This is a genomic window from Mucilaginibacter sp. P2_D11, from assembly GCF_056404435.1.
Genome location: NZ_JBFUEA010000010.1, coordinates 156,823 through 181,092 on the forward strand (window position 1 = coordinate 156,823; position 24,270 = coordinate 181,092).

The 24,270-nt window shown below is 46.0% G+C and carries 23 protein-coding genes; 14 read left to right on the top strand and 9 right to left on the bottom strand.

Annotation, left to right across the window (positions count from 1 at the left end; all coding sequences use genetic code 11):
• Window positions 1-140: 140 nt before the first annotated feature.
• Window positions 141-1,493 carry a GH1 family beta-glucosidase gene (locus AC1DXC_RS17085; RefSeq protein ID WP_477460378.1) on the top strand — a complete coding sequence of 451 codons (1,353 nt, stop codon included), beginning with the start codon at window positions 141-143 and terminating at the stop codon, window positions 1,491-1,493.
• Here the strand turns inward: AC1DXC_RS17085 and AC1DXC_RS17090 are convergent.
• Together AC1DXC_RS17090 and AC1DXC_RS17095 are read right to left on the bottom strand one after the other, a co-directional pair.
• Window positions 1,461-3,599 carry a tetratricopeptide repeat-containing sensor histidine kinase gene (locus AC1DXC_RS17090; protein WP_477460379.1) on the bottom strand — a complete coding sequence of 713 codons (2,139 nt, stop codon included), beginning with the start codon at window positions 3,597-3,599 and terminating at the stop codon, window positions 1,461-1,463. The two genes, AC1DXC_RS17085 and AC1DXC_RS17090, sit on opposite strands and share 33 nt — an antisense overlap.
• An 84-nt stretch (window positions 3,600-3,683) precedes the next feature.
• On the bottom strand, window positions 3,684-4,865 hold the full coding sequence (locus AC1DXC_RS17095) for an acyl-CoA dehydrogenase family protein (RefSeq protein WP_477460380.1): 1,182 nt from the start codon (window positions 4,863-4,865) through the stop codon (window positions 3,684-3,686).
• 383 nt (window positions 4,866-5,248) lie between these two features.
• Here AC1DXC_RS17095 and folB point away from each other — a divergent pair, with 383 nt between their 5' ends.
• Window positions 5,249-5,626, top strand: a complete 378-nt coding sequence (gene folB, locus AC1DXC_RS17100; protein ID WP_477460381.1) for a dihydroneopterin aldolase — start codon at window positions 5,249-5,251, stop codon at window positions 5,624-5,626.
• On the top strand, window positions 5,616-7,013 hold the full coding sequence (locus AC1DXC_RS17105; RefSeq protein ID WP_477460382.1) for an FAD-binding oxidoreductase: 1,398 nt from the start codon (window positions 5,616-5,618) through the stop codon (window positions 7,011-7,013). Before folB ends, AC1DXC_RS17105 begins: the two co-directional genes overlap by 11 nt.
• 34 nt (window positions 7,014-7,047) lie before the next feature.
• On the opposite strand, the gene AC1DXC_RS17110 is transcribed toward AC1DXC_RS17105, so the two are convergent.
• Both AC1DXC_RS17110 and AC1DXC_RS17115 read right to left on the bottom strand, forming a co-directional pair.
• On the bottom strand, window positions 7,048-7,590 hold the full coding sequence (locus tag AC1DXC_RS17110) for a hypothetical protein (protein WP_477460383.1): 543 nt from the start codon (window positions 7,588-7,590) through the stop codon (window positions 7,048-7,050).
• Window positions 7,587-8,033, bottom strand: coding sequence for an acyl-CoA thioesterase (locus tag AC1DXC_RS17115; protein ID WP_477460384.1), 447 nt, complete (start codon window positions 8,031-8,033; stop codon window positions 7,587-7,589). The genes AC1DXC_RS17110 and AC1DXC_RS17115 overlap by 4 nt, the downstream gene beginning before the upstream one ends.
• A 134-nt stretch (window positions 8,034-8,167) precedes the next feature.
• Between AC1DXC_RS17115 and AC1DXC_RS17120 the strand changes: the two genes are divergently transcribed.
• On the top strand, window positions 8,168-8,605 hold the full coding sequence (locus AC1DXC_RS17120; RefSeq protein WP_477460385.1) for an Hsp20/alpha crystallin family protein: 438 nt from the start codon (window positions 8,168-8,170) through the stop codon (window positions 8,603-8,605).
• A gap of 189 nt (window positions 8,606-8,794) precedes the next feature.
• Here AC1DXC_RS17120 and AC1DXC_RS17125 read toward each other — a convergent pair whose 3' ends face one another.
• Together AC1DXC_RS17125 and AC1DXC_RS17130 are read right to left on the bottom strand one after the other, a co-directional pair.
• Complete coding sequence (locus tag AC1DXC_RS17125; RefSeq protein WP_477460386.1) at window positions 8,795-9,190, bottom strand: hypothetical protein; 396 nt, start codon at window positions 9,188-9,190, stop codon at window positions 8,795-8,797.
• A gap of 89 nt (window positions 9,191-9,279) precedes the next feature.
• On the bottom strand, window positions 9,280-9,771 hold the full coding sequence (locus AC1DXC_RS17130; RefSeq protein WP_477460387.1) for a YajQ family cyclic di-GMP-binding protein: 492 nt from the start codon (window positions 9,769-9,771) through the stop codon (window positions 9,280-9,282).
• A gap of 141 nt (window positions 9,772-9,912) precedes the next feature.
• Here AC1DXC_RS17130 and ppk1 point away from each other — a divergent pair, with 141 nt between their 5' ends.
• From ppk1 to AC1DXC_RS17180, 10 genes are all read left to right on the top strand, one after another.
• On the top strand, window positions 9,913-11,967 hold the full coding sequence (ppk1, locus tag AC1DXC_RS17135; protein WP_477460388.1) for a polyphosphate kinase 1: 2,055 nt from the start codon (window positions 9,913-9,915) through the stop codon (window positions 11,965-11,967).
• Window positions 11,964-12,851 (top strand): Ppx/GppA phosphatase family protein, encoded by an 888-nt coding sequence (locus tag AC1DXC_RS17140; RefSeq protein WP_477460389.1) that lies wholly within the window; start codon window positions 11,964-11,966, stop codon window positions 12,849-12,851. Before ppk1 ends, AC1DXC_RS17140 begins: the two co-directional genes overlap by 4 nt.
• A 521-nt stretch (window positions 12,852-13,372) precedes the next feature.
• On the top strand, window positions 13,373-13,936 hold the full coding sequence (locus AC1DXC_RS17145) for a UbiX family flavin prenyltransferase (protein WP_477460390.1): 564 nt from the start codon (window positions 13,373-13,375) through the stop codon (window positions 13,934-13,936).
• A 72-nt stretch (window positions 13,937-14,008) separates the two neighbouring features.
• Window positions 14,009-14,767, top strand: a complete 759-nt coding sequence (locus AC1DXC_RS17150) for an SGNH/GDSL hydrolase family protein (RefSeq protein WP_477460391.1) — start codon at window positions 14,009-14,011, stop codon at window positions 14,765-14,767.
• A 113-nt stretch (window positions 14,768-14,880) separates the two neighbouring features.
• The gene (locus tag AC1DXC_RS17155; protein ID WP_477460392.1) at window positions 14,881-15,810 is read left to right on the top strand and encodes an SGNH/GDSL hydrolase family protein; all 930 of its coding nucleotides are present in this window, start codon (window positions 14,881-14,883) and stop codon (window positions 15,808-15,810) included.
• A 65-nt stretch (window positions 15,811-15,875) separates the two neighbouring features.
• On the top strand, window positions 15,876-17,261 hold the full coding sequence (locus tag AC1DXC_RS17160; RefSeq protein ID WP_477460393.1) for a S41 family peptidase: 1,386 nt from the start codon (window positions 15,876-15,878) through the stop codon (window positions 17,259-17,261).
• Window positions 17,262-17,277: 16 nt separating this feature from the next.
• Window positions 17,278-17,748 (top strand): hypothetical protein, encoded by a 471-nt coding sequence (locus AC1DXC_RS17165; RefSeq protein WP_477460394.1) that lies wholly within the window; start codon window positions 17,278-17,280, stop codon window positions 17,746-17,748.
• 109 nt (window positions 17,749-17,857) lie between these two features.
• Window positions 17,858-19,177 carry a tRNA (N(6)-L-threonylcarbamoyladenosine(37)-C(2))-methylthiotransferase MtaB gene (gene mtaB / locus AC1DXC_RS17170; protein WP_477460395.1) on the top strand — a complete coding sequence of 440 codons (1,320 nt, stop codon included), beginning with the start codon at window positions 17,858-17,860 and terminating at the stop codon, window positions 19,175-19,177.
• A 32-nt stretch (window positions 19,178-19,209) separates the two neighbouring features.
• Window positions 19,210-20,400: a prolipoprotein diacylglyceryl transferase gene (locus tag AC1DXC_RS17175; protein ID WP_477460396.1), complete on the top strand. Its 1,191-nt coding sequence runs from the start codon at window positions 19,210-19,212 to the stop codon at window positions 20,398-20,400.
• Window positions 20,397-21,188 (top strand): inositol monophosphatase family protein, encoded by a 792-nt coding sequence (locus AC1DXC_RS17180; RefSeq protein WP_477460397.1) that lies wholly within the window; start codon window positions 20,397-20,399, stop codon window positions 21,186-21,188. Before AC1DXC_RS17175 ends, AC1DXC_RS17180 begins: the two co-directional genes overlap by 4 nt.
• Window positions 21,189-21,190: 2 nt before the next feature.
• Here AC1DXC_RS17180 and AC1DXC_RS17185 read toward each other — a convergent pair whose 3' ends face one another.
• From AC1DXC_RS17185 to purB, 3 genes are all read right to left on the bottom strand, one after another.
• Entirely contained in the window at window positions 21,191-21,796 is a 606-nt protein-coding gene (locus AC1DXC_RS17185; protein ID WP_477460398.1) for a tautomerase family protein, read from the bottom strand.
• A gap of 173 nt (window positions 21,797-21,969) precedes the next feature.
• Complete coding sequence (locus tag AC1DXC_RS17190; RefSeq protein WP_477460399.1) at window positions 21,970-22,521, bottom strand: NifU family protein; 552 nt, start codon at window positions 22,519-22,521, stop codon at window positions 21,970-21,972.
• A 261-nt stretch (window positions 22,522-22,782) separates the two neighbouring features.
• A complete protein-coding gene (gene purB / locus AC1DXC_RS17195; RefSeq protein ID WP_477460400.1) occupies window positions 22,783-24,126 on the bottom strand; it encodes an adenylosuccinate lyase in 1,344 nt (447 codons plus the stop codon).
• Window positions 24,127-24,270 lie beyond the last annotated feature (144 nt).

Below are 24,270 nucleotides of genomic sequence, written 5' to 3' on the forward strand. Positions count from 1 at the left end.
ACTAACCGGCTTTATTAACGATATACGCGAATACCTGTTCCTGAAAAGCATGCGTTCATCGTTCAAGCACTAATTTTTACGGAATCGTTTCGTATATACAATTATAATGTACATTTTGGGCCTCGCACCAGCTCAAATTAATGGCATCTGAACGTCCTGTAATTCAACTCGATAAAAAACAATTCGGCCCGGATTTCGCCTGGGGGGTGTCTACTGCGGCCCTGCAAACCGAAGGCTCATGCGATGCCGAGGGCAAAGGCAAATCTATCTGGGATACCTTTACCGCAAAAAAAGGCAAGATACTTAACGGCGATACCCATACCCAGGCCTGCGATTTTTACCTCAACTACCGCCAGGATATCGACCTGGTAAAACAGCTTAATATACCCAACTTCAGGTTCTCCATTGCATGGTCGCGCATATTGCCGCAGGGTACCGGCGAAGTAAACCAGGCCGGGATTGATCACTACAACAACGTTATTGATTATTGCCTGCAGCAAGGTATTGAGCCATGGCTAACTGTTTACCATTGGGATTTGCCGCAAGCGCTGGAAGACAAAGGCGGCTGGACCAACCGCGACATCATTGGTTGGTTTACCAACTTCGTGCAGATTTGCGCGGATGCTTTTGGCGACCGGGTAAAAAACTGGATGATTATGAACGAGCCGGCCGTGTTTACCGGCGCGGGCTACTTTTTAGGCATACATGCACCCGGACGGATGGGGTTGCGTAACTTTTTGCCGGCCGTACATCACGCCGTGCTTAGCCTGGTGGCGGGGGCTAAAACGCTGCGCAAGGCATTGCCGCATGCGCATATGGGTACTACGTTTTCCTGCTCTTACATTGAACCTTATTCTGATAAGCCGCGCGATGTTGCTGCTGCAAAACGTGCCGACGCCCTGATAAACCGCCTGTTTTTAGAGCCGTTACTAGGTCTTGGCTACCCAACCGAAGTTTCGGCGTTGAAAGGTATCCAAAAATATTTTAAGCCGGGCGATGAGGATAACCTGCATTACGATTTCGATTTCATAGGCCTGCAGAATTATACTCGCGAAATCGTCAAATATTCTTTTTTTACGCCATACATCGGCGCCCGGCTAGTTAAGGCCGAGGACCGGAAAGTGGAGCTTACCTCCATGAAATGGGAGGTACACCCGCCTGCTATTTACCACATGATCCATAAATTCAACAGCTACCCGCAGGTAAAGAAGATAATAGTTACGGAAAACGGTGCGGCTTTCCCGGATACCGTAGAGGGCGACGCGGTTGAAGACCCCAAGCGTGTGAATTACCTGCAAACGCATTTACAGCAGGTACTTAAGGCAAAACAGGAAGGCTGCAGGTTGGAAGGCTATTTTGTGTGGACGCTAACTGATAATTTTGAATGGGCCGAAGGCTACCACCCCAGGTTTGGGCTAATACATATTGATTTTGACACCCAAAAACGCATTGTTAAAGCCTCAGGACACTGGTACGCTAGCTTTTTGCGATGAGTTGCCGCTAACATCAACGGTTTGTACAGGCAGGCTCACGAAGAACGTAGTGCCCTGGCCGTCGTTGCTTTCGAGCCATATCTTACCATTATGCTTCTCTACAATCTGCCTGCATATAGATAAGCCCAGGCCAAAAGATTTTTCCCCATCGGTACCGGGCCGCTGAGCGCTGGTAAACATATTGAATACTTCGGTCTGCATCTTTTCGGGGATGCCAATGCCGTTATCCTTTACGGATATTACAACGGCATCGTTGTTATTCGTCACCTTCACGGTAATGGTTTCACCCGTAGGGCTGAATTTAATGGCATTGCTAATAAGGTTGCTGATAACCCGCCATATTTTCTCGCGGCTTACTATTAGTTCCTGCTGTTTTTCCGACGGTTCTAAAATTATTTTCTGCCCTTTTTCGGCGGCTTTAAACCGGAGCAGCTCCACGCTGTTATTCACCAGCGAGTTTATCTCTACAGGTTCCAGGTTAAGCTTCACCGATTGCATGTTGGTTGCCTCCAGTATCTCGTTTATGAGTTCCAGCGAGTTTACTGATGTTTCTCTTACCAGGTTTATAAGTTCCTTTTGATCCTCGGTATAATCGTCCTCGGCCATCATGCCAGTTAACGATGCTATGCCGCCGATGGGGTTGCGCAAATCGTGCGCTACGGTGCGCAGTATGCGGTCTTTTTCCTGGCTGCTGTTGTTTAATTCGGTAAGTGTGTTTTCCAGCACATGGTTCTGCTCGTTTATCTGCTGGTTGAGGATGTTTACCGTAAGCACATCGCGTTTAGATCGTCGCCAGTTGCGAAACACCAAAAACATAATGATTGCCGTAAGTATAGCCACCAGTGTGATGGCGTAGAGGTATATTACCTGTAGCTTGTTGTCGTTGCTCAACAGGTCAATTTCGTGCTGCTTTTCGTAATTGGCCACCTGCTGGTTTACATCGCTTTCCATTAGCAGGCTGGCGTTTTTTGCCAACGAATCTTTAAGATGGTTATAACGTTGTATGTGGCTTATGGCCAGGCTTAAATTGTTCTTTTTTAGGTAGTAGTTGCCTATCAGGCGGTTGTAATCGGCCTCGGCATCGGGGTTTTTGGTGGTGTCGAGTTGCGCACGCAGGTTTCCTAACAGCAATGCAAGAGAATCGGTCTTATTTGCTTTAAGGTATAAATTGCCCAGCTTTACCTCGGTTAGCTGCGCATCCCTATTATCGTACCCCGATTTTAGGTTTATATCGATGCTCCTTTTTAGCAGGGAGATAGCCATCTGATCCTGATTTTTTTGGATATAAACCTCGGCTTTGTTGCCATAAACCACCCCGGAAGCCATATCGATATGCAGTTTCCTGTCGGGGAAATTAGCGGCGTTATCGCTAATGAGCTGCAGAGCTTTATCGAAATAAACCACGGCGCTGTCGTTCTCGTTATTGTGCCTGTAGCTGAGGCCTATATTATCTAGCAGTTCCTGGCGGCGGTAAAAGCTCACGAAGTCTTTATTCAGCGTGTAGCTGTCGCTGCCGCTATGCCTGTAGCTATCCTTAAAGTAATTTGCAGCCAGTTTGTATTGCGCCTTTTTGTACATAATCATGCCCATGCGGTAGGTATAATCGGCAAGGGCAGCAGAATTGAGGTAGTTTTTGCCTGCAAGGTAACCCTCATAGTATGCCTGGTAAGCATCGTTGAATTGCTTCAGTTCGAAATAGGCATCTCCAAGTGCAAAATTGGCCTCGGGATAATTCTCGGAGTATTGCTTGGGCGTAACGCTCTTTTTGGCCATAGCAATCATGCTATCGGCATATAGCAGGCTGGTTTTATAATCGTGCAGCAACTTTTGGTAGTGCACGTAGTGGAAAGCGTAAAAACGAAATTTATCGTTGATGGTGGCATTTGGCAGTTTGCGGAATGCCGAATCCATATAATGTACGGCCCTGGTGCTGTTGTTAAGCCCCCAAATCTTATCGGCTTGTTTCTGTATAATTAAATATTCATCGGAATAGTTGCCCGTATCGGCAGGCTTTTTCTGCCCGCAAGCCACAATAAATGGCAATAGCAAATAAACCCAGCCGTTGCGTTTGGATAGTTTGCTGCCAGAATGGTTTGTTTCGTGCATCAATGTTTATAGGGCGGGTAAAGAAACTCCGACAACAAATATAATATTCGGAGACATATTTCGGCTATAAAGCAATTTAATTTATCAACTAAATGCGTTTTCGCCGGTAATGTCCATACCCGTTATTAACAAATGTATATCATGCGTGCCTTCATACGTAATTACCGATTCCAGATTCATCATATGGCGCATTATCGGGTATTCGCCGGTAATGCCCATGCCACCGAGCATTTGTCTGGCCTCGCGGGCTATATTGATGGCCGTTTCAACGCTGTTGCGCTTGGCCATTGATATTTGCGCAGGGGTAGCGCGGCCCTCATTTTTTAAAGTTGCCAGGCGCCAAACCAATAATTGCCCTTTAGTTATTTCGGTTATCATTTCGGCAAGTTTTTTCTGCTGGAGCTGAAAGCCTGCTATCGGCCTGCCGAATTGCACGCGTTCTTTTGAATAGCGCAAGGCTGTATCGTAGCAATCCATAGCTGCACCAAGCGCACCCCAGGCAATGCCGTAACGTGCCTGGTTTAGACAGCCCAGCGGGCCTTTTAGGCCGCTTACGTTAGGCAGCAAGTTTTCTTTAGGCACCTTTACGTTATCGAAAACCAGTTCGCCGGTGGCAGATGCGCGCAGGCTCCATTTGTTATGCGTTTCGGGTGTGCTGAAGCCTTCCATGCCGCGCTCAACAATAAGCCCGCGTATTTTGCCTTCCTCGTCCTTTGCCCATACGATGGCAATATCTGCAAAAGGAGAGTTGGATATCCACATTTTTGCACCATTGAGCAGGTAATGGTCGCCTTTGTCTTTTATATTGGTGGTCATGCCGCCGGGGTTGCTGCCATGGTCGGGTTCTGTAAGGCCGAAGCAGCCCATCAACTCGCCTGATGCCAGTTTGGGCAGGTATTTGTGTTTTTGCTCTTCGGAACCGTAGGCATTTATGGGGTACATCACCAACGAACCCTGTACCGATGCGGTAGACCGTATGCCCGAGTCGCCGCGCTCTATCTCTTGCATAATAATGCCATAGGCCATATAATCAAGCCCCATGCCGCCATATTCTACCGGAATAGTTGGGCCAAATGCGCCTACCTCTGCCAGCCCCTTTAAAAGCTGTTTGGGGAACTCGGCCTTCTGGGCATAATCTTCAATGATGGGGCTTACTTCTTTCTTCACCCAATCGCGCACGCTCTGGCGGATGAGTTTATGCTCTTCTGATAAAAATTCGTCTATCTGGTAGTAATCCGGTGCTTCGTACAAGTCGGTTTTGGCCATGGCAGTATCGTATTGGTTGGCTCAAATATATACACGATTTGGGTATTAAAAGATTTGAGAATCGTTGTTTTTGATAGGGCAGGGGCACTTTTTGGCGAAAAGTAGGTTTAAACGATTTAAACATAGATTTTACACGATTTTATTTTTCAAGTTTTTTTTACAGGATTAAGGGATGAAAGGATTTTTCAGGATTTTTTGTTTTTTTTAACCACAGAGGGCGCGGAGGAAAACACAGAGTGACACAGAGCCTGTCAGTCGGTTGTTTTTTTACACCATAAAACTTATAAATGATTTGCAAAACTCTGTGTTTCTCTGCGCCTGCTCTGTGCCCTCTGTGGTTAAAAAATCAACATTGCTATCAAATAATCCACTACTTTTGGCTTATGGTAAAAGTGGCTTTACAGGGCGCGGAGTTTTTTGCTTATCACGGGTTTTACCCGCAGGAGCAGCTTTTAGGTACCCGTTTCGTGGTGGATATAGAGGTGGTTTTTGAGAACGCCTACGATTTTAACGATGATAAGATAGCCAACACCGTAAACTACGAGGAGCTTTACCGCATAGCCAAAACCGAGATGCAGCACACCCGTAAATTGATCGAAACCGTTGCGCAGGGTATTATTGACGGTATTGCCGCTAAGTATCCTTACGTGAGGATTGCCTCCGTCACCATTAAAAAGGCACACCCCGCTTTGGGCGGCCCGGTGCAGAATTCGGTAGTAAGTATCAGTTATAACAAAGACAAAACAAAGCATGGCCTTTAATAAGATAAGCGCGGAGCTACTTGCCGCTATAACCGCAATTGTTGGCGCGGATGCTGTTTTAAGTAGCGCGGCAACCATAGCCGACTACAGCCACGACGAAACAGAAGACCTGGTTTACTACCCCGAGGTAGTGGCCAAGCCAAAGGATACGGCGGAAGTAGCAGCCTTGATGCAGTTTTGTAACCAAAACCTCATCCCCGTTACCCCACGAGGGGCGGGCACGGGACTCGCAGGCGGCGCACTGGCCATTAACGGTGGGCTGATGATATCCATGGAACGCTTTAATCAGATCCTGGATATAGACGAGCAAAACCTGCAGGCTACCGTTGAGCCGGGTGTTATTACGGAAATATTTATGAACGCAGTCGCCGAAAAAGGCCTGCTTTACCCGGTTGACCCGGCCAGCAAGGGCAGCAGTTTTATTGGCGGCAACGTAGCTAATTGCAGCGGCGGGCCAAGGGTGGTAAAATATGGCACCATCCGCGAGTACGTGCTGAACATGGAAGCGGTGCTGCCCAACGGAGAAATCATTTGGACGGGCGCCAACACGCTTAAATATGCCTCAGGCTACAACTTAACCCAGTTGCTGATAGGCAGCGAGGGTACACTGGCCATTGTTACCAAGATTGTGGTGAAGCTGATACCCCGGCCAACGCTTGATGCTTTGATGCTGGCATCCTTCAATACCAACGAAGACGCCTGTGCGGCGGTATCGGCTATATTCAGGGCAGGGGTGGTGCCATCTGCGCTGGAGTTTATGGAACGCAAGGGCATCGAATGGGTGATAGAGCACGACGGCCTAACCTTCGACCTGCAGGATGGGGCGGAAGCCTTTTTGCTGATAGAAGCCGACGGCACTAATCAGGATGTAATATTTGCCGATTGCGAAAAGATAAACGAAGTTTTGGAGGCGCATAATTGCCGCGACGTACTCTTCGCAGATACCTCGGCGCAAAAGGAAGAAATCTGGCGCATCCGCCGCACCATGGCGGTATCGGTAAAATCAAATTCGATATACAAGGAGGAAGACACCGTTGTGCCCCGTGCGGCCTTGCCGAAACTCATCAACGGCATCAAAGAAATTGGCAGCCGGTATGGCTTTGCCTCGGTCTGTTATGGCCACTGCGGCGATGGCAACCTGCATGTAAATATCATTAAAGCCGGTATGAGCGATGAGGACTGGAACAATAAACTAAAAGCCGGTATCACCGAAATATTCGAACTAACCGTAAGCCTCGGCGGCACCATCTCCGGCGAGCATGGCATCGGTGTGGTACAAAAAGAGTTTATGCCGTTGAAATACACGCCTATGCACTTTGCGCTATGGAAGGGGATCAAAGCCGTATTTGATCCAAATGGAATATTAAATCCGGGGAAGATATTTTAGATGCGAAAATGTGCTGTTTTTAGTTAAACAAGCATCAGTTGGCTTTTTCAACAATGCCGAAAAATCCGGCAAAAATTAAAATTAACCCTACCCAAAACAAGATTTTCATAGCTTTTTTGTCTTCTTTGTAACCGCCCCTGCCTTCTATTTTGCTTACATATCTGTCGTAACCTCCTCTTGTCACTTGATAAGGAATAAATTCTTTGCCGTATTGTCTCCAGAAAAAAGCGCGTACAACATGATAAAGTAAGAAGGTTACCAATGGAACCATACAAAGACTTGAATCATTGATTAAAAGCAGGCAGCAGTTTAAAAACCAAATTATTGAGAAATAAACACTCCTAAAGCGCAAACCAATAGGCGTTGATACTGTCAAAATTCCAACTGCAGGAGCAGTAAAAAGCAAGTAAGGGAGGGCCCGTTGAGGATCGATTACCCTTATAATCACTTGAGTTAAAACAGCGACTGAATAGGCACCAAGTATTAGAACATCTGAATTAGTTAGATTTCTAAATTCTAATCTGCCAACGGTGAATCTTCTTTCTAAATCTTGATAATAGTTTTTCGCTTCTCTCAATTCGTATTCAGTATCAATCTCGGCTCATCATGATCAATCATCTTTTGCCTGCCTTCCCTTGGGATAGAGACAGATTTGCCGGCGGTATAATCGTAACTGATGCACACGGTTTTACAGGTGGTGCAGATCTCTTCGCCTTTATCGGTAAGTTTTACCAGTACGTGCATTACATCAAAGCTACTATTGCCTATGCGGATAACGCGCACGTAGCAAACCAGGCGGTCATCAATAGTAACGGGTTTTAGGTAGTTGATCTCCGACCGGCCCACAATAATGCCCGTTTCCTTTAAATTCCAGTGGGCAACATCGCGCCAGTAGTTGAAACGGGCAACTTCAAAATAGGTAAGGTACACCGCGTTGTTCACGTGCCCCACGCTGTCGATATCCGAAAAGCGGATAGCTATATCGGTTTTATACTTGTAATCGGTCAGTTTTTCAGCCATGCTATGACAAATTGTCTGATAGAATTTTATTTTACAGACATCCTGTCTTGTAAACGCGCGATTTTACCTGTTGGTATAACAGTTGATAAATCTTCAACGAAGTTAACAAAACAAAAACTCAGGAGGATATAAAAATGACATTAGTAAAATTCAACAACGGACTGAAAGCTAACGCTAACCCATTCTTTAGCGATGTATTCGATTCTATTGTAAACGATTCGTTTTTGAGCGACAAATTGGTTGCCCGTGTACCGGCAGTTAACATTGCAGAAAACGACAACGAATTCCAGATAGAATTGGCAGTACCTGGCTTAAAGAAAGAAGATTTTAAAATAAACCTGGATAAAAACGTACTGAGCATTTCGGCAGAAAAGAAAACCGAAAACAACCAGGAGACAAAAAAATACAGCAAACGCGAATACAGCTACAACTCATTCGTACGGTCATTCACCTTGCCCGATAGTGCCGATTACGCAAAAATTGAAGCCGATTATACCGACGGTATCTTGAAATTAACCGTTGCTAAAAGAGAAGAAGCTAAATTTCAGTCGAGAGAAATAGCTGTAAAATAAAGCCTCACCCCGGCCCTCTCCAAAGGGGAGGGAGCTAAAAGGTATGAGGTAAATGAGTGTTTTCATAAGTTTGGTTTAGTTGAAAGGCCGGTCCGCAAGGGCTGGCCTTTTTTTTGATACACAAGCACTCTCCAATTAAGAATTAAAAATGAAATCGGAACTGAAATTTAAATTTTGCTGGCTGTTTGTTTATACGGAGAAGAGTGCAGTGAGCGTATCATACCAGTATTTGTTTTGAGACCCTATAAAATTATGATCGATGATTAAATAGATGGTTTCTTTTGAAGCCGCTGTTTGGTAGACGAGCCGCAATGGTTGCCAAAATAGTCCGTTGTTTTTTACGTAAGTTGCTTTGAACGTATCATCAAACCCCATGTAAATCTGGTCGAGTTGTGCTAAATTGATGACCAGTTTTTCGTCGTCGCTGCTGATGATAATCTCGTTTTCCGTTAAAGTAATTTCACCGCTATGATGATGGAGTGGTGGAACAAACGAGAACATTGCACTTACTTCCTGCAATAATCCTGCATCACAAAGTTCCTGCTGGTAACTCCACATTACTTTGCCCTCGAGTATCGTTTGCATCTTTTGATTTGTTGGAATTAGAATGTTCAATTAAACTCAACCTTTACAAGGCAATCTCAAATCTCACGTCTTATATCTCGCATCTAAACTTACGCCCGCATATTAATATACTGCAGCGGTTGGCCAAAATCTTCGGTACGGCACAGCGCGATAACGGCTTGCAGGTCGTCTATCTTTTTAGCGGTAACGCGCACCTGGTCGTTTTGGATGCTGGCTTCTACCTTTAGCTTGCTGTCTTTTATCTTTTTAACGATTTTCTTGGCCGCTTCTTTATCGATGCCTTCTTTGATTTTTATCTCTTTGCGTATCATATTGCCCGATGCGTAAACCTCCTTGCCAAAATCGAGGGCTTTTGGGTCGAGCCCCTGTTTAGACATACGGCTGATGATGGCATCCTCTATGGCTTTTACGCGCATATCATCCTCAGTAACAATGGTTACCTCGTTGGTTTTCTTATCGAGATCTATGGTGCTCTTGCTGCCGTTGAAATCGTAACGGTTCAAAATTTCTTTCTTGGCGGTGTTGATGGCGTTATCCAGCGTTTGTCCGTCTATCTTGCTTACTATATCAAATGAAGGCATAATGGTTGTTTTAAAAATGCAAAGCTAAGGTAACATTTGCATATGCTATAAACTATAATGCAGATATTTGGTTTACCTGCTTTGTATCTATTACAATTATTTAATATTATCTTAACAAATAAAAAGGCAGATTTGTGCTTTATGGATACTAAAAACATTCCGTTAGTTAACAGGGAAATAAGCTGGCTATATTTTAACGACAGGGTTTTGCAGGAAGCTGCCGACCCAACCGTGCCGCTTATAGAACGCGTGAAGTTTTTAGCCATCTTCAGTAGCAACCTGGATGAGTTTTACCGCGTACGCGTGGCAACCTTGAGCCGCCTGGCCAACCTCAATGAAAAGGCGAAAGAGATATTAGGCTACAACCCCAAAAAACTGCTCAACCAGATCAAAAACATCGTGGTGAAGCAGGAGAAGAAATTCAACAACCTGTACGAGAACATCATTGTAAAGGAACTGGCCGAGGAAAAGATATTCCTGCTGAACGATAAACAGCTGAACGTAACCCGCGGCGAATTCGTAAAGGATTTTTTTCGAGAGAGGCTGTTATCCACGCTGGTGCCTATCATGCTGGATGATGAACTGCCCTTGCCCGAACTGCGCGACCGCGCGATATACTTCTTCGTAAAACTAACCAAGGGCAAAAAATTCCGCTACGCGCTGATAGAGATACCCGATAACCTGTCGCGTTTTTTGGTACTGCCCGAGACAAATAAGCTCAAATTCATCATCCTGCTGGATGATATCATCCGTTACAGCCTCGAGGATATCTTCTTCATCTTCGAACATGATAGCATAGAGGCATACTCCATACAGCTCACCCGCGATGCCGAACTGGACCTGGATAAGGAAGTGAGCGGGAAGTTTATCGATTCGCTGGCTAAAAGCCTTTTAAAGCGCCGCAAAGGCAAGCCCATGCGCCTGGTGTTCGATACCGAAATGCCGCCCGATATGCTGGGCTACCTGGTAAAGAAAATGCGCCTGCAGGGCGAGAACCTGATACCCGGAAGCCGTTACCAAAATTTCAAGAATTTCATCAGCTTCCCCAACGTGGGCCGGCCCGAGCTGGAATATGTCAAAAACCGCGCGTTGCCGCTGCAAGGGCTATCGTTCGGCAAAAGCCTGATGGAACTCATCGCTAAGCGCGATTACCTCATTAGCACGCCCTATGAGTCGTTCGATTACGTGATACACTTTTTGCGTGAGGCGGCTATAGATCCTAGAGTAAAGGAGATAAGCATAACCGTTTACCGCCTGGCCGAAAACTCCAAGATTATCTACGCCCTCATCAATGCTGCCAAAAACGGCAAAAAAGTGAACTGCCTGGTAGAGTTGCGCGCCCGGTTCGACGAGCAGAACAACATCTACTGGAGCAACAGGCTGGAAGAGGAGGGCGTTAACGTGCTTTATGGCATCGATGGTTATAAGGTGCACTCCAAGATTTGCCTGGTAACCCGTATAGAAAAGGCCAAGCCGGCTTACTATGCCTGCCTTTCTACCGGTAACTTCAACGAAAAAACCGCCAAAATATACGCCGACCACACCCTGCTCACCGCCGATAAACGATTGACCGGCGATTTGGTGAACGTTTTTAAGGCATTGATAAAGCTTACACTGCCAAAGGATCTGAAGCACCTCATCGTATCGCCTATAGATTCGCGGCCGGCCATTTATAAGCTGATAGATAATGAGATAAAACTGGCCAAAGCCGGCAAAAAGGCGTATATGATATTTAAGATGAACAGCTTGGCCGATGAGCAGATGATAGCTAAACTATACCAGGCCAGCAACGCAGGGGTTAAGATAAAGATGATCATACGCGGCATGTGCTGCCTTATACCCGGACAAAAGGGTTTCAGCGAGAACATCGAGGTGATCAGCATCGTTGACAAATACCTGGAGCATGCCCGTGTGCACATCTACGGCAACGGCGGCAACGAAGTGATGTACCTTACCTCGGCCGATTTCATGACCCGCAACATAGAGAACAGGGTAGAGGTAGGCTTCCCTATATACGATGATAACCTGCGCAAAGAGATACGTGACATTATAGATATACAGCTGCGCGATAATACCAAGGCCCGCGAAATTACCGGCAGCAGCGCAAACAAATACCACAAAACTAAGGCCGATACCCTTACCCGCGCCCAGATGGATATTTACACATACCTTAAAAACAAAACCACCACAAATTGAGATACGCTGCCATTGATGTAGGATCTAACGCCGTTAGGCTCCTGATAGCCAATATTATAGAGAATAACGGTTCTGTTTCGTTCAAGAAGAATACGCTGGTGCGCGTGCCTGTAAGGCTTGGCGACGATGCCTTCCTAAACAAGCGCATCTCCGATAAAAAGGCCGATGACCTGGTAAAATCTATGCAGGCCTTCCGCAACCTGATGGATGTTTTTAAAGTAACCGACTACATGGCTTGCGCCACATCGGCCATGCGCGAGGCGGAGAACGGGCAGGAGGTTGTTGCGCGGATAAAAGCAGAAGCGGGGATTGATCTGAAGATCGTACACGGCCAAAATGAAGCCGAAATTATCTACGCCAGCCATGCGGAGATAGATATTGATAAAGACAAGAATTATCTCTACATAGATGTAGGCGGTGGCAGTACCGAACTTTCTCTGTTTTCTAAAGGCGAACTGCTGGCTTCGCAATCGTTCAACCTGGGTACCATACGCATTCTGGATAATCAGGATAAGGAAGAAACCTGGAACGAGATGAAAGATTTCATCCGCGAGCATACGCGCCAGCTCAAAAGTATTTTCGGTATAGGTACGGGCGGCAACATCAATAAGCTTTATAAGCTATCCAACGAGAAGGATAACGCCCCGCTTACCTATGTTAAACTGAAATCTCTGTACAATTACCTCGATTCGTTTTCGATGAAAGAGCGTATAAACGTTTTGGGCTTAAACCAGGATAGGGCCGATGTAATTATCCCCGCCTGCGAGATATATTTAACGGTTTTAAAGTGCGCTAATATCAAAAGCATGTATGTGCCAACAGTGGGCATGGTGGACGGTATCATCCAAACACTTATAGAAAAAAACCTTGACCCGCAGCATTAAAATTATTTTAACAAATTGTTTACAAATCAAAAAACTGTTGTTATATTTGTAGTGCCCGCTCAAAGGGCATGTTTTTCATAGGTAGATGTAGGGTCGGAAACTTGTTTTCGACCCTTTTTTGTGCCCTAATTCTTTATCACGGCAATATGAGGTACGCATTCATTACAACCATAGTACTTTTTGCTTTCGGATTCGGATGTAATGACAAATCAGGACATTCTCACACTTTTAGCAACGACTACGATATAACCGTGGCCGATGGAAGGCGCGCATATATTTATTTGAAACAAAGAGTGGATACTGTACGTTTGAATTCGATTGCCGATAGCTGCTTTCATGAGTATGTTAGGGATACAAGGGATACGTTCAAAGTTTCTTTTCTGTATTGGGACGACGGTAAAGATCGGTCGCCTTTTGCTGAAAAGATTTGGGTGTACAATCATATCAAAGACAGGTACCTTGAGTATCCGATGAAGAAGGTTGCTCAGCTTCCCGTGCCGTAAGAATTAAGAGTGAGTAAGATGAAGAGAAAAATCGTAGTAGCCGTAACCGGCGCAAGCGGAGCCATATATGCCAGGCTTTTACTGGATAAATTGCTAACGCTGCAGGCACAGCTGGCCGAAGTGGCTGTAGTGATGTCTGATAATGCCAAACAGGTGTGGGCGTTCGAATTGGATAACACCGATTATACGAGCTATCCTTTTAAATTTTACGCCAAAAAAGATTTCATGGCGCCTTTTGCATCGGGTTCGGCAAAGTTCGATACCATGGTTATTGTACCCTGTTCAATGGGTACCCTGGGCCGGATAGCCTCCGGCATGTCTGACGACCTGATAACCCGCGCGGCCGACGTGGTGCTTAAAGAACGCCGCAAACTGATTCTGGTGGCGCGTGATACGCCGCTGAACCTTATCCATATCCGCAATATGCAAACGATAACCGAGGCAGGCGGCATCATTTGTCCGGCCATACCATCGTACTACAGCAAGCCCAAAACCGTAGAAGAATTGGCCATGACCGTGGTGAGCCGTGTGATAGACCTGATAGGGCTGGAGGACGAAAGTTACAGGTGGGATGGGATTTGATAAATTTGAATTTTACGCGCTGGCATTGCTAAAGTTGCAACAATTGCCGATTTTAGCGGTGCGCAAATTGGCATGAAGAAACTCCTGAGTATTTTATTGATTATACTGATAGCCGGCTGCAAAAAAAGCTATTACGTAGTGCCGGATGAGGACTCGCCCAACGCCAAGGCCGCAAAGGCGTTGTTAGCCACCACCCAGCCCCCTTTGCATATTCCCGGTAAAGCTTATTTTTTTGGCGATAGTATTACCGAAGGCTATGACGGTAAAATTGTGAACCCGCGCAATTGGGTTAGCCTCGTCTCTGCGTTTACAGGTTGGGATGGCTTCAACTTCGCCATCGGTGGTACCACGCTGGAAAAATATGTGAACGGCGTAAGCGCGGGCCAAAGCATGGTAAACCGCGTTGGGGAGATACCGATGAAAATCGATAATGATAAATACCTGTTTTTTGCATACGGCGTAAACGATGTGTACCTCAACACTGCCGACCTTACCCCCGCACAATTTACTACAGACTACCAACTGGTACTGGACAATGCTTACGGCAAAGGCTGGCTACCGAAAGATATTGTTTTGGTAAATATTTACTACCTCAACGAGGCTACGCTGCTACAGTTTACCGATCCGGCAGGCACTGCAACCGGCAGGCTCGCTGCATTCAATACGGCGCTGAAAGCTGTTGCCGATAAAAACACCGTGCATTTTATAGATATACGCACGTTTATGCTGAACCATGGCGCAGATTACTTACTGGGTGATGGCGTACACCCCAACGAAACCGGCTATGCGGTGATAGCCAGGGGAATAGAGGACTCCCTAAGAGCATTCTGACAGAATAGGCAGCTTTGTTCAATTAATATGTGTTAAAAAATTTGGCAAAAGAAGCCTTTTTTTTATTTTTATAATTATATCCACAACCTAAACCAGGTGGCTGCTATTAGAGAATGAAACGTTTGCTGTGCTTTTTTATCATTGTTGTTTTTGCAGGCTGCGGCAAAGATTTAGCGCCTAAACCCTTAGGCCCTGTTGATATAACCGTGAAGGATACTACAAAATCTCCTACACCACCACCGCTCGAACCTGATTCTCTTTTGATTGGTCCCGATACGGTAGTTACAACATCCGTTACGCCAGCTCCGCCGGTTAATCTACCTCCAAATAATTCAACAACACCGCCTGCCCCGCCTGTAGAAACTGTCCCGGTTATACCCCCGGCCCCTATAGAAACTGTCCCGGTTACGCCGCCAATTATAAATGGGAAGGCTTATTTTTTTGGTGATAGCATCACCGAGGGCTACGATGGCAAAAGTGTTAATGCCAAAAATTGGGCTGCCCTGCTATCGCAAGCAATGGGTTGGGAAGGCCATAACTTAGGTATAGGTGGAAGTACGCTCGAAAAAACGTCTAATGGTGTAAGCGTTGCAAAAAACATGTATAACAGGGTTGGTGAAATACCGCAAAAAGGCGAAGGTGATAAGTATTTATTTTTTGCATACGGCATTAACGATGCGGCTTATAATTTTTATGACCTTAACGTCGCCCGGTTTTCTGCTGATTATCAATTTATTTTGGATGTTGCACGAAGCAAGGGATGGCAGGGCAACGATATTGTTATTATAAATATATATTACTGCAATGCAGCGGCACTGTTCAGGTACTCGGACCCGTTGGGCATCGCACATGGCAGGTTGGCTGCGTTTAATGCCGCCATAAATGCAATAGCAGAAACAAACCGCACGCATTTAATTGATATTTATTCTTACATGAAAGAAAACGGTGCCGATCAGATAGTCTCTGCCGATGGCGTACACCCCAGCGAAGCCGGGTATGCGGTAATAGCAAGGGGGATTGAGGAAGCTATACGGGGTTTCTAAAGTTCTTTTTTATCCTGATTTTACCGCGGAATGTTTAAATTTGAGTTAAACATCTACCATATCTTATGAAAAAAATCTACTGCCTTGTTTTATTGGTTTGTGCCCTTTGCTGCCGTACGGCGTATGCGCAAATCGATACCGTTGCCAACCTTTCTACCGAAGATAAACTGTATGGCCTGAGCAAGTTCTGGTCGGAAGTGAGCGCGAATTTCGCCTATTTCGACCACGCCAAGGTAAACTGGGATAGCACCTATCGGGCTTATATCCCTAAAATCATCGCCACCAAAAATACCTGGGAGTATTACATGCTGATGCAGAAGTTTTGCGCTTTGCTGAAGGACGGACACACCGGCATCGGTTTCCCCGAGAAGCTGCTCACGCATAAATCGCGTTATAAATGGATATATATCGAGAATTTCGACAAGAAGTTTATCGTAACGGATATACCGGTTCAGTATAAAGATTTGGTGCCGCTTGGCTCGGAAGTAATCAGCGTTGACGGCATACCCGCAAAAGAGTATGCTGAAAAAGAGCTGATACCCTACATCAGTTCATCAACCGAACATGTGCTTTGGAACACCGCCGCTGCCATGATGTTCTACGGAACCGATTCTACCAAGCTGTTTCACCTCAAATTGAAAACCCCGCAGGGCAAGGTAATCCCTTATGATTATCAATTCCATACCTATGGCACCAAGTGGGTAAGGCGCAACGGCAGCACGCCCTGGAAGATGATGGACTTTAAAGTGATGGACGGCATTGGCTACGTAAAACTGAACACCTTTGGCGATGAAGCCATCGATAGCGCCTTCAAAAGCATCGTGCCGCAATTATACTCCTGCAAGGGCGTGATATTAGACCTCCGCGATAACGGTGGTGGCGATACGGGCGTAGGCGCAGAGATATTGAAATACTTTACGGAACAGAAGCTGCTGGTAGGTTCGGCATGGAGGACGCGCGATAACCTGTCTTCATTTAAAGCATGGGGGTATTACCAATCGAAAGATAAATCGGGCAAGCCCTTAACTGCCTGGCAAAAGAAAGCCTTAGACTCCTACAAAGGCGATTACTGGTACCAGGGCGATACCATGCGTTTCGACAATGATATTACAGATAAGAAGATAACCGCACCGCTTATTGTGCTTACCGGCAACAACACTGCATCGGCAGCAGAAGATTTCCTGATTATTTTAGATGGCCTGAAGGGCCGCGCCACCACCATGGGCCAGCAAACCTATGGCAGCACCGGCCAGCCGCTGCCCATTAGTTTGCCGGGCCTGACGGACGGCCGTATTTGCACCAAGCGTGATACCTACCCCGATGGCCGCGACTTTGTAGGCATAGGCGTAATACCCGATATAGAGATACCGCGCAACCCCAGCGATGTAATCGCCGGCACCGATACCGTGCTGCAGGCCGCGTTGAAGGAGATGAAAAAGAAAACAAAATAATATAATATCAAAGCAGATGAAGCGAATTTTTTTGGCGATTATAGTTTTGCTGGCAATTGTGGTATGCTCTTTCCGATTGAATGTTGGTGCAAGAAGTTATACTGAAACGTTCATGGAAAAACCCGGCGATAAGTCTTCCATCTGGTTTGAAGTGATTCATAAGGGTGAATCAACCAGTTTGTTATTTTATGGCCGGGACACCTTGATGAACGGAACCATAGTTTACTATAAATCCATTGCCAAAGAACTTAAGATAACTAAGGACGAAATTCGGTTTAAGTTAAATAAATATGCAGTAAGCCCTAAGCCGTTTAACAACGACAGTGACAGCGGGATTTATTCAACTGATATAAATAAAGTACCCGGTCTGCTTTTAGCAACAATGTATTTTTGGACCGAAAAAACAAAAGATGGCTTAAAGCTTTTCAGGACTTCAGACTTCTATTACAACAGGAGTGATGCATTTAGTCTCATGAAAATCAAATAAGGTTAAGCGTATCTAATTACTTGAGAAGCCTTTTTACATTCCCGTTAATAACTACTCACCACTCACCCAATCAACTATTCTCTAAATTGCTTACCTTTGCGGGCTGAAAATGAATAAGAAAGTCGCATTTTATACGCTTGGCTGTAAGCTAAATTACTCGGAAACCTCTTCGATAGGCCGCCTGTTTACGCAGGCCGGTTTCGAAACGGTGGAGTTTAGCAACACGCCGGATGTGTTTGTGATAAACACCTGCTCGGTTACCGATAATGCGGACAAAAAATGCAAAAAGATCGTAAAGGAAGCGCTTAAGATTTCGCCAAACGCATACGTCACCATCGTCGGCTGCTACGCCCAACTGAAGCCAAAGGAGATTGCCGAAATACCCGGCGTGGATATGGTTTTGGGCGCTGCCGAGAAATTTAGGATAGTAGAATACCTTACCGATTTAACCAAGAATCCCAAAACATTAGTATATAACCAGCCCGTTAGCGAGGCCAACGAATTCGTGCCCTCATTTTCGTATGGCGACCGTACCCGCACTTTCCTTAAAGTGCAGGATGGTTGCGATTACTCCTGCACGTTTTGTACCATACCACTGGCCCGTGGCGCCAGCCGCAGCGATACCATTGCGAATGCGGTGGCTCAAGCCCGTGAGATTGCTGCTTCGGGTGTTAAGGAAATCGTATTGACCGGGGTAAACCTGGGCGATTTCGGCATCCGCAATGGCCAGCGCGAAGATAAGTTCTTCGATTTGGTAAAAGCTTTGGATGAGGTAGAAGGCATCGAACGCATCCGTATATCGTCTATAGAACCGAACCTGTTGAGCGATGAGATTATCGAATTCGTAGCTACCTCAAAAAGGTTCGTACCGCATTTCCATATCCCGCTGCAATCGGGTTCCAACAAAATATTGGGGCTAATGCGCCGCCGCTACAAGCGCGAACTGTATGCCAGCCGTGTGGAGAAAATAAAACAAGTGATGCCGCATTGCTGCATCGGGGTAGACGTTATCGTTGGTTTCCCCGGCGAAACGCGCGAGGATTTTATAGATACCTATAATTTTTTAAACGGACTGGATATTTCTTATCTGCACGTGTTTACCTATTCGGAACGGGAGAACACCCCGGCTGCCGAAATGGGAGGCGTAGTGCCCGGCTCTGCCCGCGCCGACAGGAGCAAGATGTTGCATATCCTTAGCGACAAAAAACGCCGTGTTTTTTATCAGGACCAATTGGGCAAAACCGACAAGGTTTTGTTTGAAGGCGATATAAAAGACGGTTTTATGCATGGCTTTACCCGCAACTACGTAAAGGTAAAAACCAAGTACGATCCCATACTGGTTAACGAATTAAGGGCCGTGCGCTTAACCCAAATTTCACCCGATGGTGATGTTGAAATAACAGAAAGCGAAGAAATATTAGTGCATTAAAGCCTATATTCGCCCCCAGAAAATACCGATAAATGTTTCCAACCATATCCTACCTCATAGAGTACTTCACCGGGCTGAACATCCCCTTGCCCATCCAAACTTTTGGGTTTTTTGTAGCCTTGGCCTTTATGGCCGCCTACTGGGCATTTACTAAAGAGTTTAAGCGCAAGGAAGCCGCGGGCTACATAAAAGGTACCGGAAAGGACATTATGGTGGGCAAGCCCGTTTCAATGGGCGAGCTGGCCGGGAACGCTTTGTTCGGTTTTGTATTCGGTTTTAAGGTGGTAGATTCTGTCCTGCATTACTCTGCCCTTATCGATAACCCTCAAGATTTCCTGTTGTCTTTAAAAGGTAATTGGGTTGGCGGTATCGTATTTGCAGCGCTATTTGCTTACTGGGCCTATTATGAGGCAAAAAAGCAAGAACTGCCAAAGCCTGAGTTGCGCCGCGTTACTGTACATCCCCACGAATTGATGGGTAGCATACTGTTATGGGCCGCTATTTTTGGTTTTGCAGGTGCAAAGCTATTCAACGCCCTGGAGAACTGGGGCGAGTTTATGCGCGATCCGATAGCGATGCTTATCGGCTTTAGCGGCTTAACTTTTTATGGTGGTTTGATTTGCGGCGGAGCTGCTGTACTATATATTGCCAGTAAAAACGGCGTAAAACCGCTGGATATGCTGGATATCGGCGCAGCAGGTATGATGCTGGCTTACGCTGTAGGTCGCATAGGTTGCCAGATGTCGGGCGATGGGGATTGGGGCATACCAAACCTTGCGCCAAAACCGGGCTGGCTTAGCTGGGCGCCCGATTGGATGTGGGCATTTAAATTCCCGCATAACGTTAACGGTAACCCAACCGACCCCCTGATGGTACACCTGCCCGATTGCGTTGGCAAATTTTGCTACGAACTTAGGGAGGCAGTTTATCCTACTTCTTTTTATGAATCGGTTATTTGTTTGCTACTTTTCTTCTTTATCTGGAAGATACGCCACCGCGTGAAGGCGCCGGGCGTATTGTTCGGTATTTATATGATACTGGCAGGTATCGAACGTTTCCTGATAGAACTGATACGCGTAAATACTAAATATGTAGTTGCTGGCATACCCTTTACCCAGGCAGAGTTGATATCGTTGATCATGGTTTTAGGCGGTGCAGCATTGATTTATTTCGGTAACGTCCGTTATCAAAAATCGCCCCTATCCACAACAACATCATCATGACGCTCAACCCCATTATCAGCCAGGTAACTGAGGTTGCCAAAACAGCAGGCCAGTTCATCCGGCAGGAAAGATTGACTTTCGATGCCGATAAGATAGAATACAAAGGCCTTAACGACCTGGTATCTTACGTAGATAAAACCGCCGAACAAAAGATAGTTGCCGGGTTGGAGAAGATATTGCCCGAGGCCGGCTTCATTACCGAGGAGAAAACAACCACCAAAATCGGCGATACTTATAACTGGGTTATCGACCCATTGGATGGCACCACCAACTTTATCCACGGGCTGCCTTCGTACTCGGTAAGCATCGGCTTGAAAAAGAATGAAGAACTCGTTTTAGGCGTAGTGTACGAAGTATGCCAGGATGAGTGCTTTTACGCTCACAGCGAGTCTCCGGCATATCTTAACGGCAAAGAGATAAAGGTGAGCAACAAACCTACGGTGGCCGACAGCCTCATTGCCACCGGGTTCCCGTATTACGATTTTAGCAAACAAGCTGCCTATATCGAACTATTTACCGAACTGATGCGCAATTGCCACGGCCTGCGTCGCCTGGGTTCCGCTGCGGTAGACCTATGCTACACCGCCAGCGGCCGATTTGATGCTTATTACGAATACAATCTGAACGAGTGGGACGTAGCCGGCGGTATCGTTATCCTGAAACAAGCGGGGGGGCACGTGCTGAATTTTAAAGGTGGTGACGAAGTATTGAATACCAGGGAAGTTCTCGCAACCAACGGGAAGATAACAGGAGAGATGCTGGAGTATATCAACAAGTATTTTAAATAAGGCTACTTCCAAAATTGCCACCACGAGCCCTTAGGGGCATCGGGGTATAAGAATACCGGAAAGTTATTGTCATTTTGTTTCTCGGCAGAACTTCTATTATCAATGTAAACGAAATGGTTCAATTCGTCCTTTTCGCCGGTAATGACTATTATACGTTTGTCTAACCACGTTGTTATTTGCAACAATTCCTCTTCCAGAGCGGGGGTAACGCGCTTTATCAATTGCTTCTTTTCGGCTTCAGTTAAATTCTTCCACGTTTCGCCTATGTTAATTACGGGCAAATAAACCATTGACAAACCCAAACCCAATCCCAGGCGCCTAAAGAAATTGAAGCCATGGCAATACAAGTCATAAAACTGTTCGAGGTATTCTGGGAGATTTTCATCACGTAACATTGTGTTTGCTATCAACAAGCGCAATTTATATGTTTCATAGCGGCCCATGTCAACCACGGTTGCTAGTAACTTATATAACTCATATTTGGCACCAGTCTTTGAATAAGGGAGAGATATCAATTCCAGGTAGTGAGTGGCCGACAGTTGTAATTCTAAGTCTGCATTGGCATAAACCCATTGCTCAAAATTGGCGAGCGGCGTTTCTCCGTTCATCACCTTGAAAAACTCGGTTTCTATTTCGCTGGGTAAGGGTATCAATTGTTAACGAGGCTTAAGTTGAAAACAAAAGTGCAAAAAAACGCCGATTTGAATCATCTTCAAATCGGCGTTTTTTATAGGGGTCACAAAAGCAAATCTGTAAAATCGTAAAATCTGCTTAATCCCGGTTACAAAGCTTGAGAAACTACCTCGGTTACCTCAGGCACCATGCGTTTGAGCAGGTTCTCGATACCGGCTTTAAGTGTTACGGTTGATGATGGGCAACCGCTGCACGAGCCGCGAAGCTCTACGGTAACTACGCCTTCATCGAACGAGCGGTAGCTGATTGCGCCGCCATCCTGCTCAACAGCCGGGCGTACGTAATCGTTCAATATCTGCTGTATTTTTATCTCGGTTTCAGTTCCTTCGAACTCAACGTCGGTAGCTTGCTCAACCAGTTGCACTTTCAGTTCAGATTCTACTGCGCCTTTTACAAATTCTTTCAGTATCGGCTCAATGTCGTTCCATTCGCTGCCTTCGGTTTTGGTAACGGTTACGAAGTTGCTGGCGAAGAACACACCGTTTACGAACGAAAATTTATATAATTCCTTGGCGAAAGGCGATTTTTCGGCACTTTCGCGGGTGGCGTAATCCACGCTGCCGTTTATCAGCAACTTGTTTACAATAAACTTCATTGTTGCCGGGTTCGGGGTAGATTCGGTATATACGTTGATATTCATGGATGTACTATTTTATATAAGATAACAAATGTAATCAGGTTTTTGATTGTTTTATCGCCCTAAATTAGTTATGACCTGTTGGTGACGGTGCAATCGCCATCACGTCGTTGCGAGGAAAGCGAAGCGACGAAGCAATCATCGGCAAGCAAAGCCGCTAAGCAAGTCCGCTCTGCTTGCCGATGATTGCCGCGCTATCGCTCGCAAAGACGTTTAGGGTATTAGCTTTTCATCCGCACACCCGCACATCTGAAATCTGCACATCTAAACCCCCGTATAATTCTGCGGCGAAATCGCTTTCAACTCTTCTTTAACGCTCGCGCTTACTTCTAAAGTATCCACAAACTCTGCAATGGTTTCGGCATTTACAGTAGTGTTCGTACGGGTAAGTTCCTTCAACGCTTCGTATGGATTAGGGTAGCCCTCGCGGCGCAATATAGTTTGTATTGCTTCGGCCACGACCGCCCAGTTAGCTTCGAGGTGCGCGTTGATGGCCGCCTCATTAAGCAATAATTTATTCAAGCCTTTTATGGTTGATTTAAAGGCGATAAGCGTATGCGCCACCGGCACGCCGATGTTGCGGAGAACGGTAGAGTCTGTTAAATCACGCTGCAGGCGCGAGATGGGCAGCTTTGCTGCCAGATGTTCGAACATGGCGTTGGCTATACCCAGGTTACCCTCACTATTCTCAAAATCAATCGGGTTTACTTTATGCGGCATGGCCGATGAACCAACTTCGCCAGCTTTTATTTTCTGCTTAAAGTAGTTCATGGATATATAGGTCCAAACATCGCGGTCAAGGTCTATCAGGATATTGTTGATGCGTTTCAGGGCATCGCACTGGGCAGCAAAATTGTCGTAATGCTCTATCTGTGTAGTAAACTGCGAGCGGTAAAGGCCCAGCACATCGTTCACGAAATGGTTGCCGAAGGCTTTCCAGTCGGTATTTGGGTAGGCCACTTTATGCGCATTAAAGTTGCCGGTGGCGCCGCCAAACTTGGCTGAATAAGGCACATCGCGCAGCAAATGCAGCTGGTTTATCAAACGCTCTACAAAAACCTCTATCTCTTTACCCAAACGCGTTGGCGAGGCCGGTTGGCCATGCGTATGGGCCAGCATAGGGATGTGTGCCCATTGGGCGGCATAGTGCCTCAGCAAGTCGATAAGCTGGTGCAGCGCCGGGGTGTAAACATCATGTATGGCGGCCTTGAACGAATAGGGTATAGCCGTATTATTGATATCCTGGGAGGTAAGGCCGAAATGGATAAACTCCTTGAATTCCTGCAAGCCTAGTTCATCGAATTTTTTCTTGATGAAGTATTCCACCGCTTTTACATCGTGGTTGGTAGTTTTTTCGATGTCCTTTATCTCAGCGGCATCAGCTTCGCTGAAATTTCGGTAGATATCGCGTAACTTTTCGCTCCTGGTGCCATCAAACAGTTCTAACTGCGGTACGGGCAGCGCATGCAGGGCCAGGAAGTATTCAATTTCTACAAGTACCCGGTATTTAATTAAGGCAAACTCCGAGAAATAAGCGGCTAATTCTGCTGTGGCATTACGGTAACGCCCGTCGATAGGGGATATGGCGGTGAGGGAATTCAATTCCATGTGTTAGTTTTTTGCAAAGATAACAATTTGAAATTAGGTGGGTGAGGGGTGGAAATGATTACAGTGCACGCAATCGAAAAATAAAGTTACCGTAGCGATGGGTTGAAACCCATCGCTACAAATGAGATAGTTAACGAATAAATA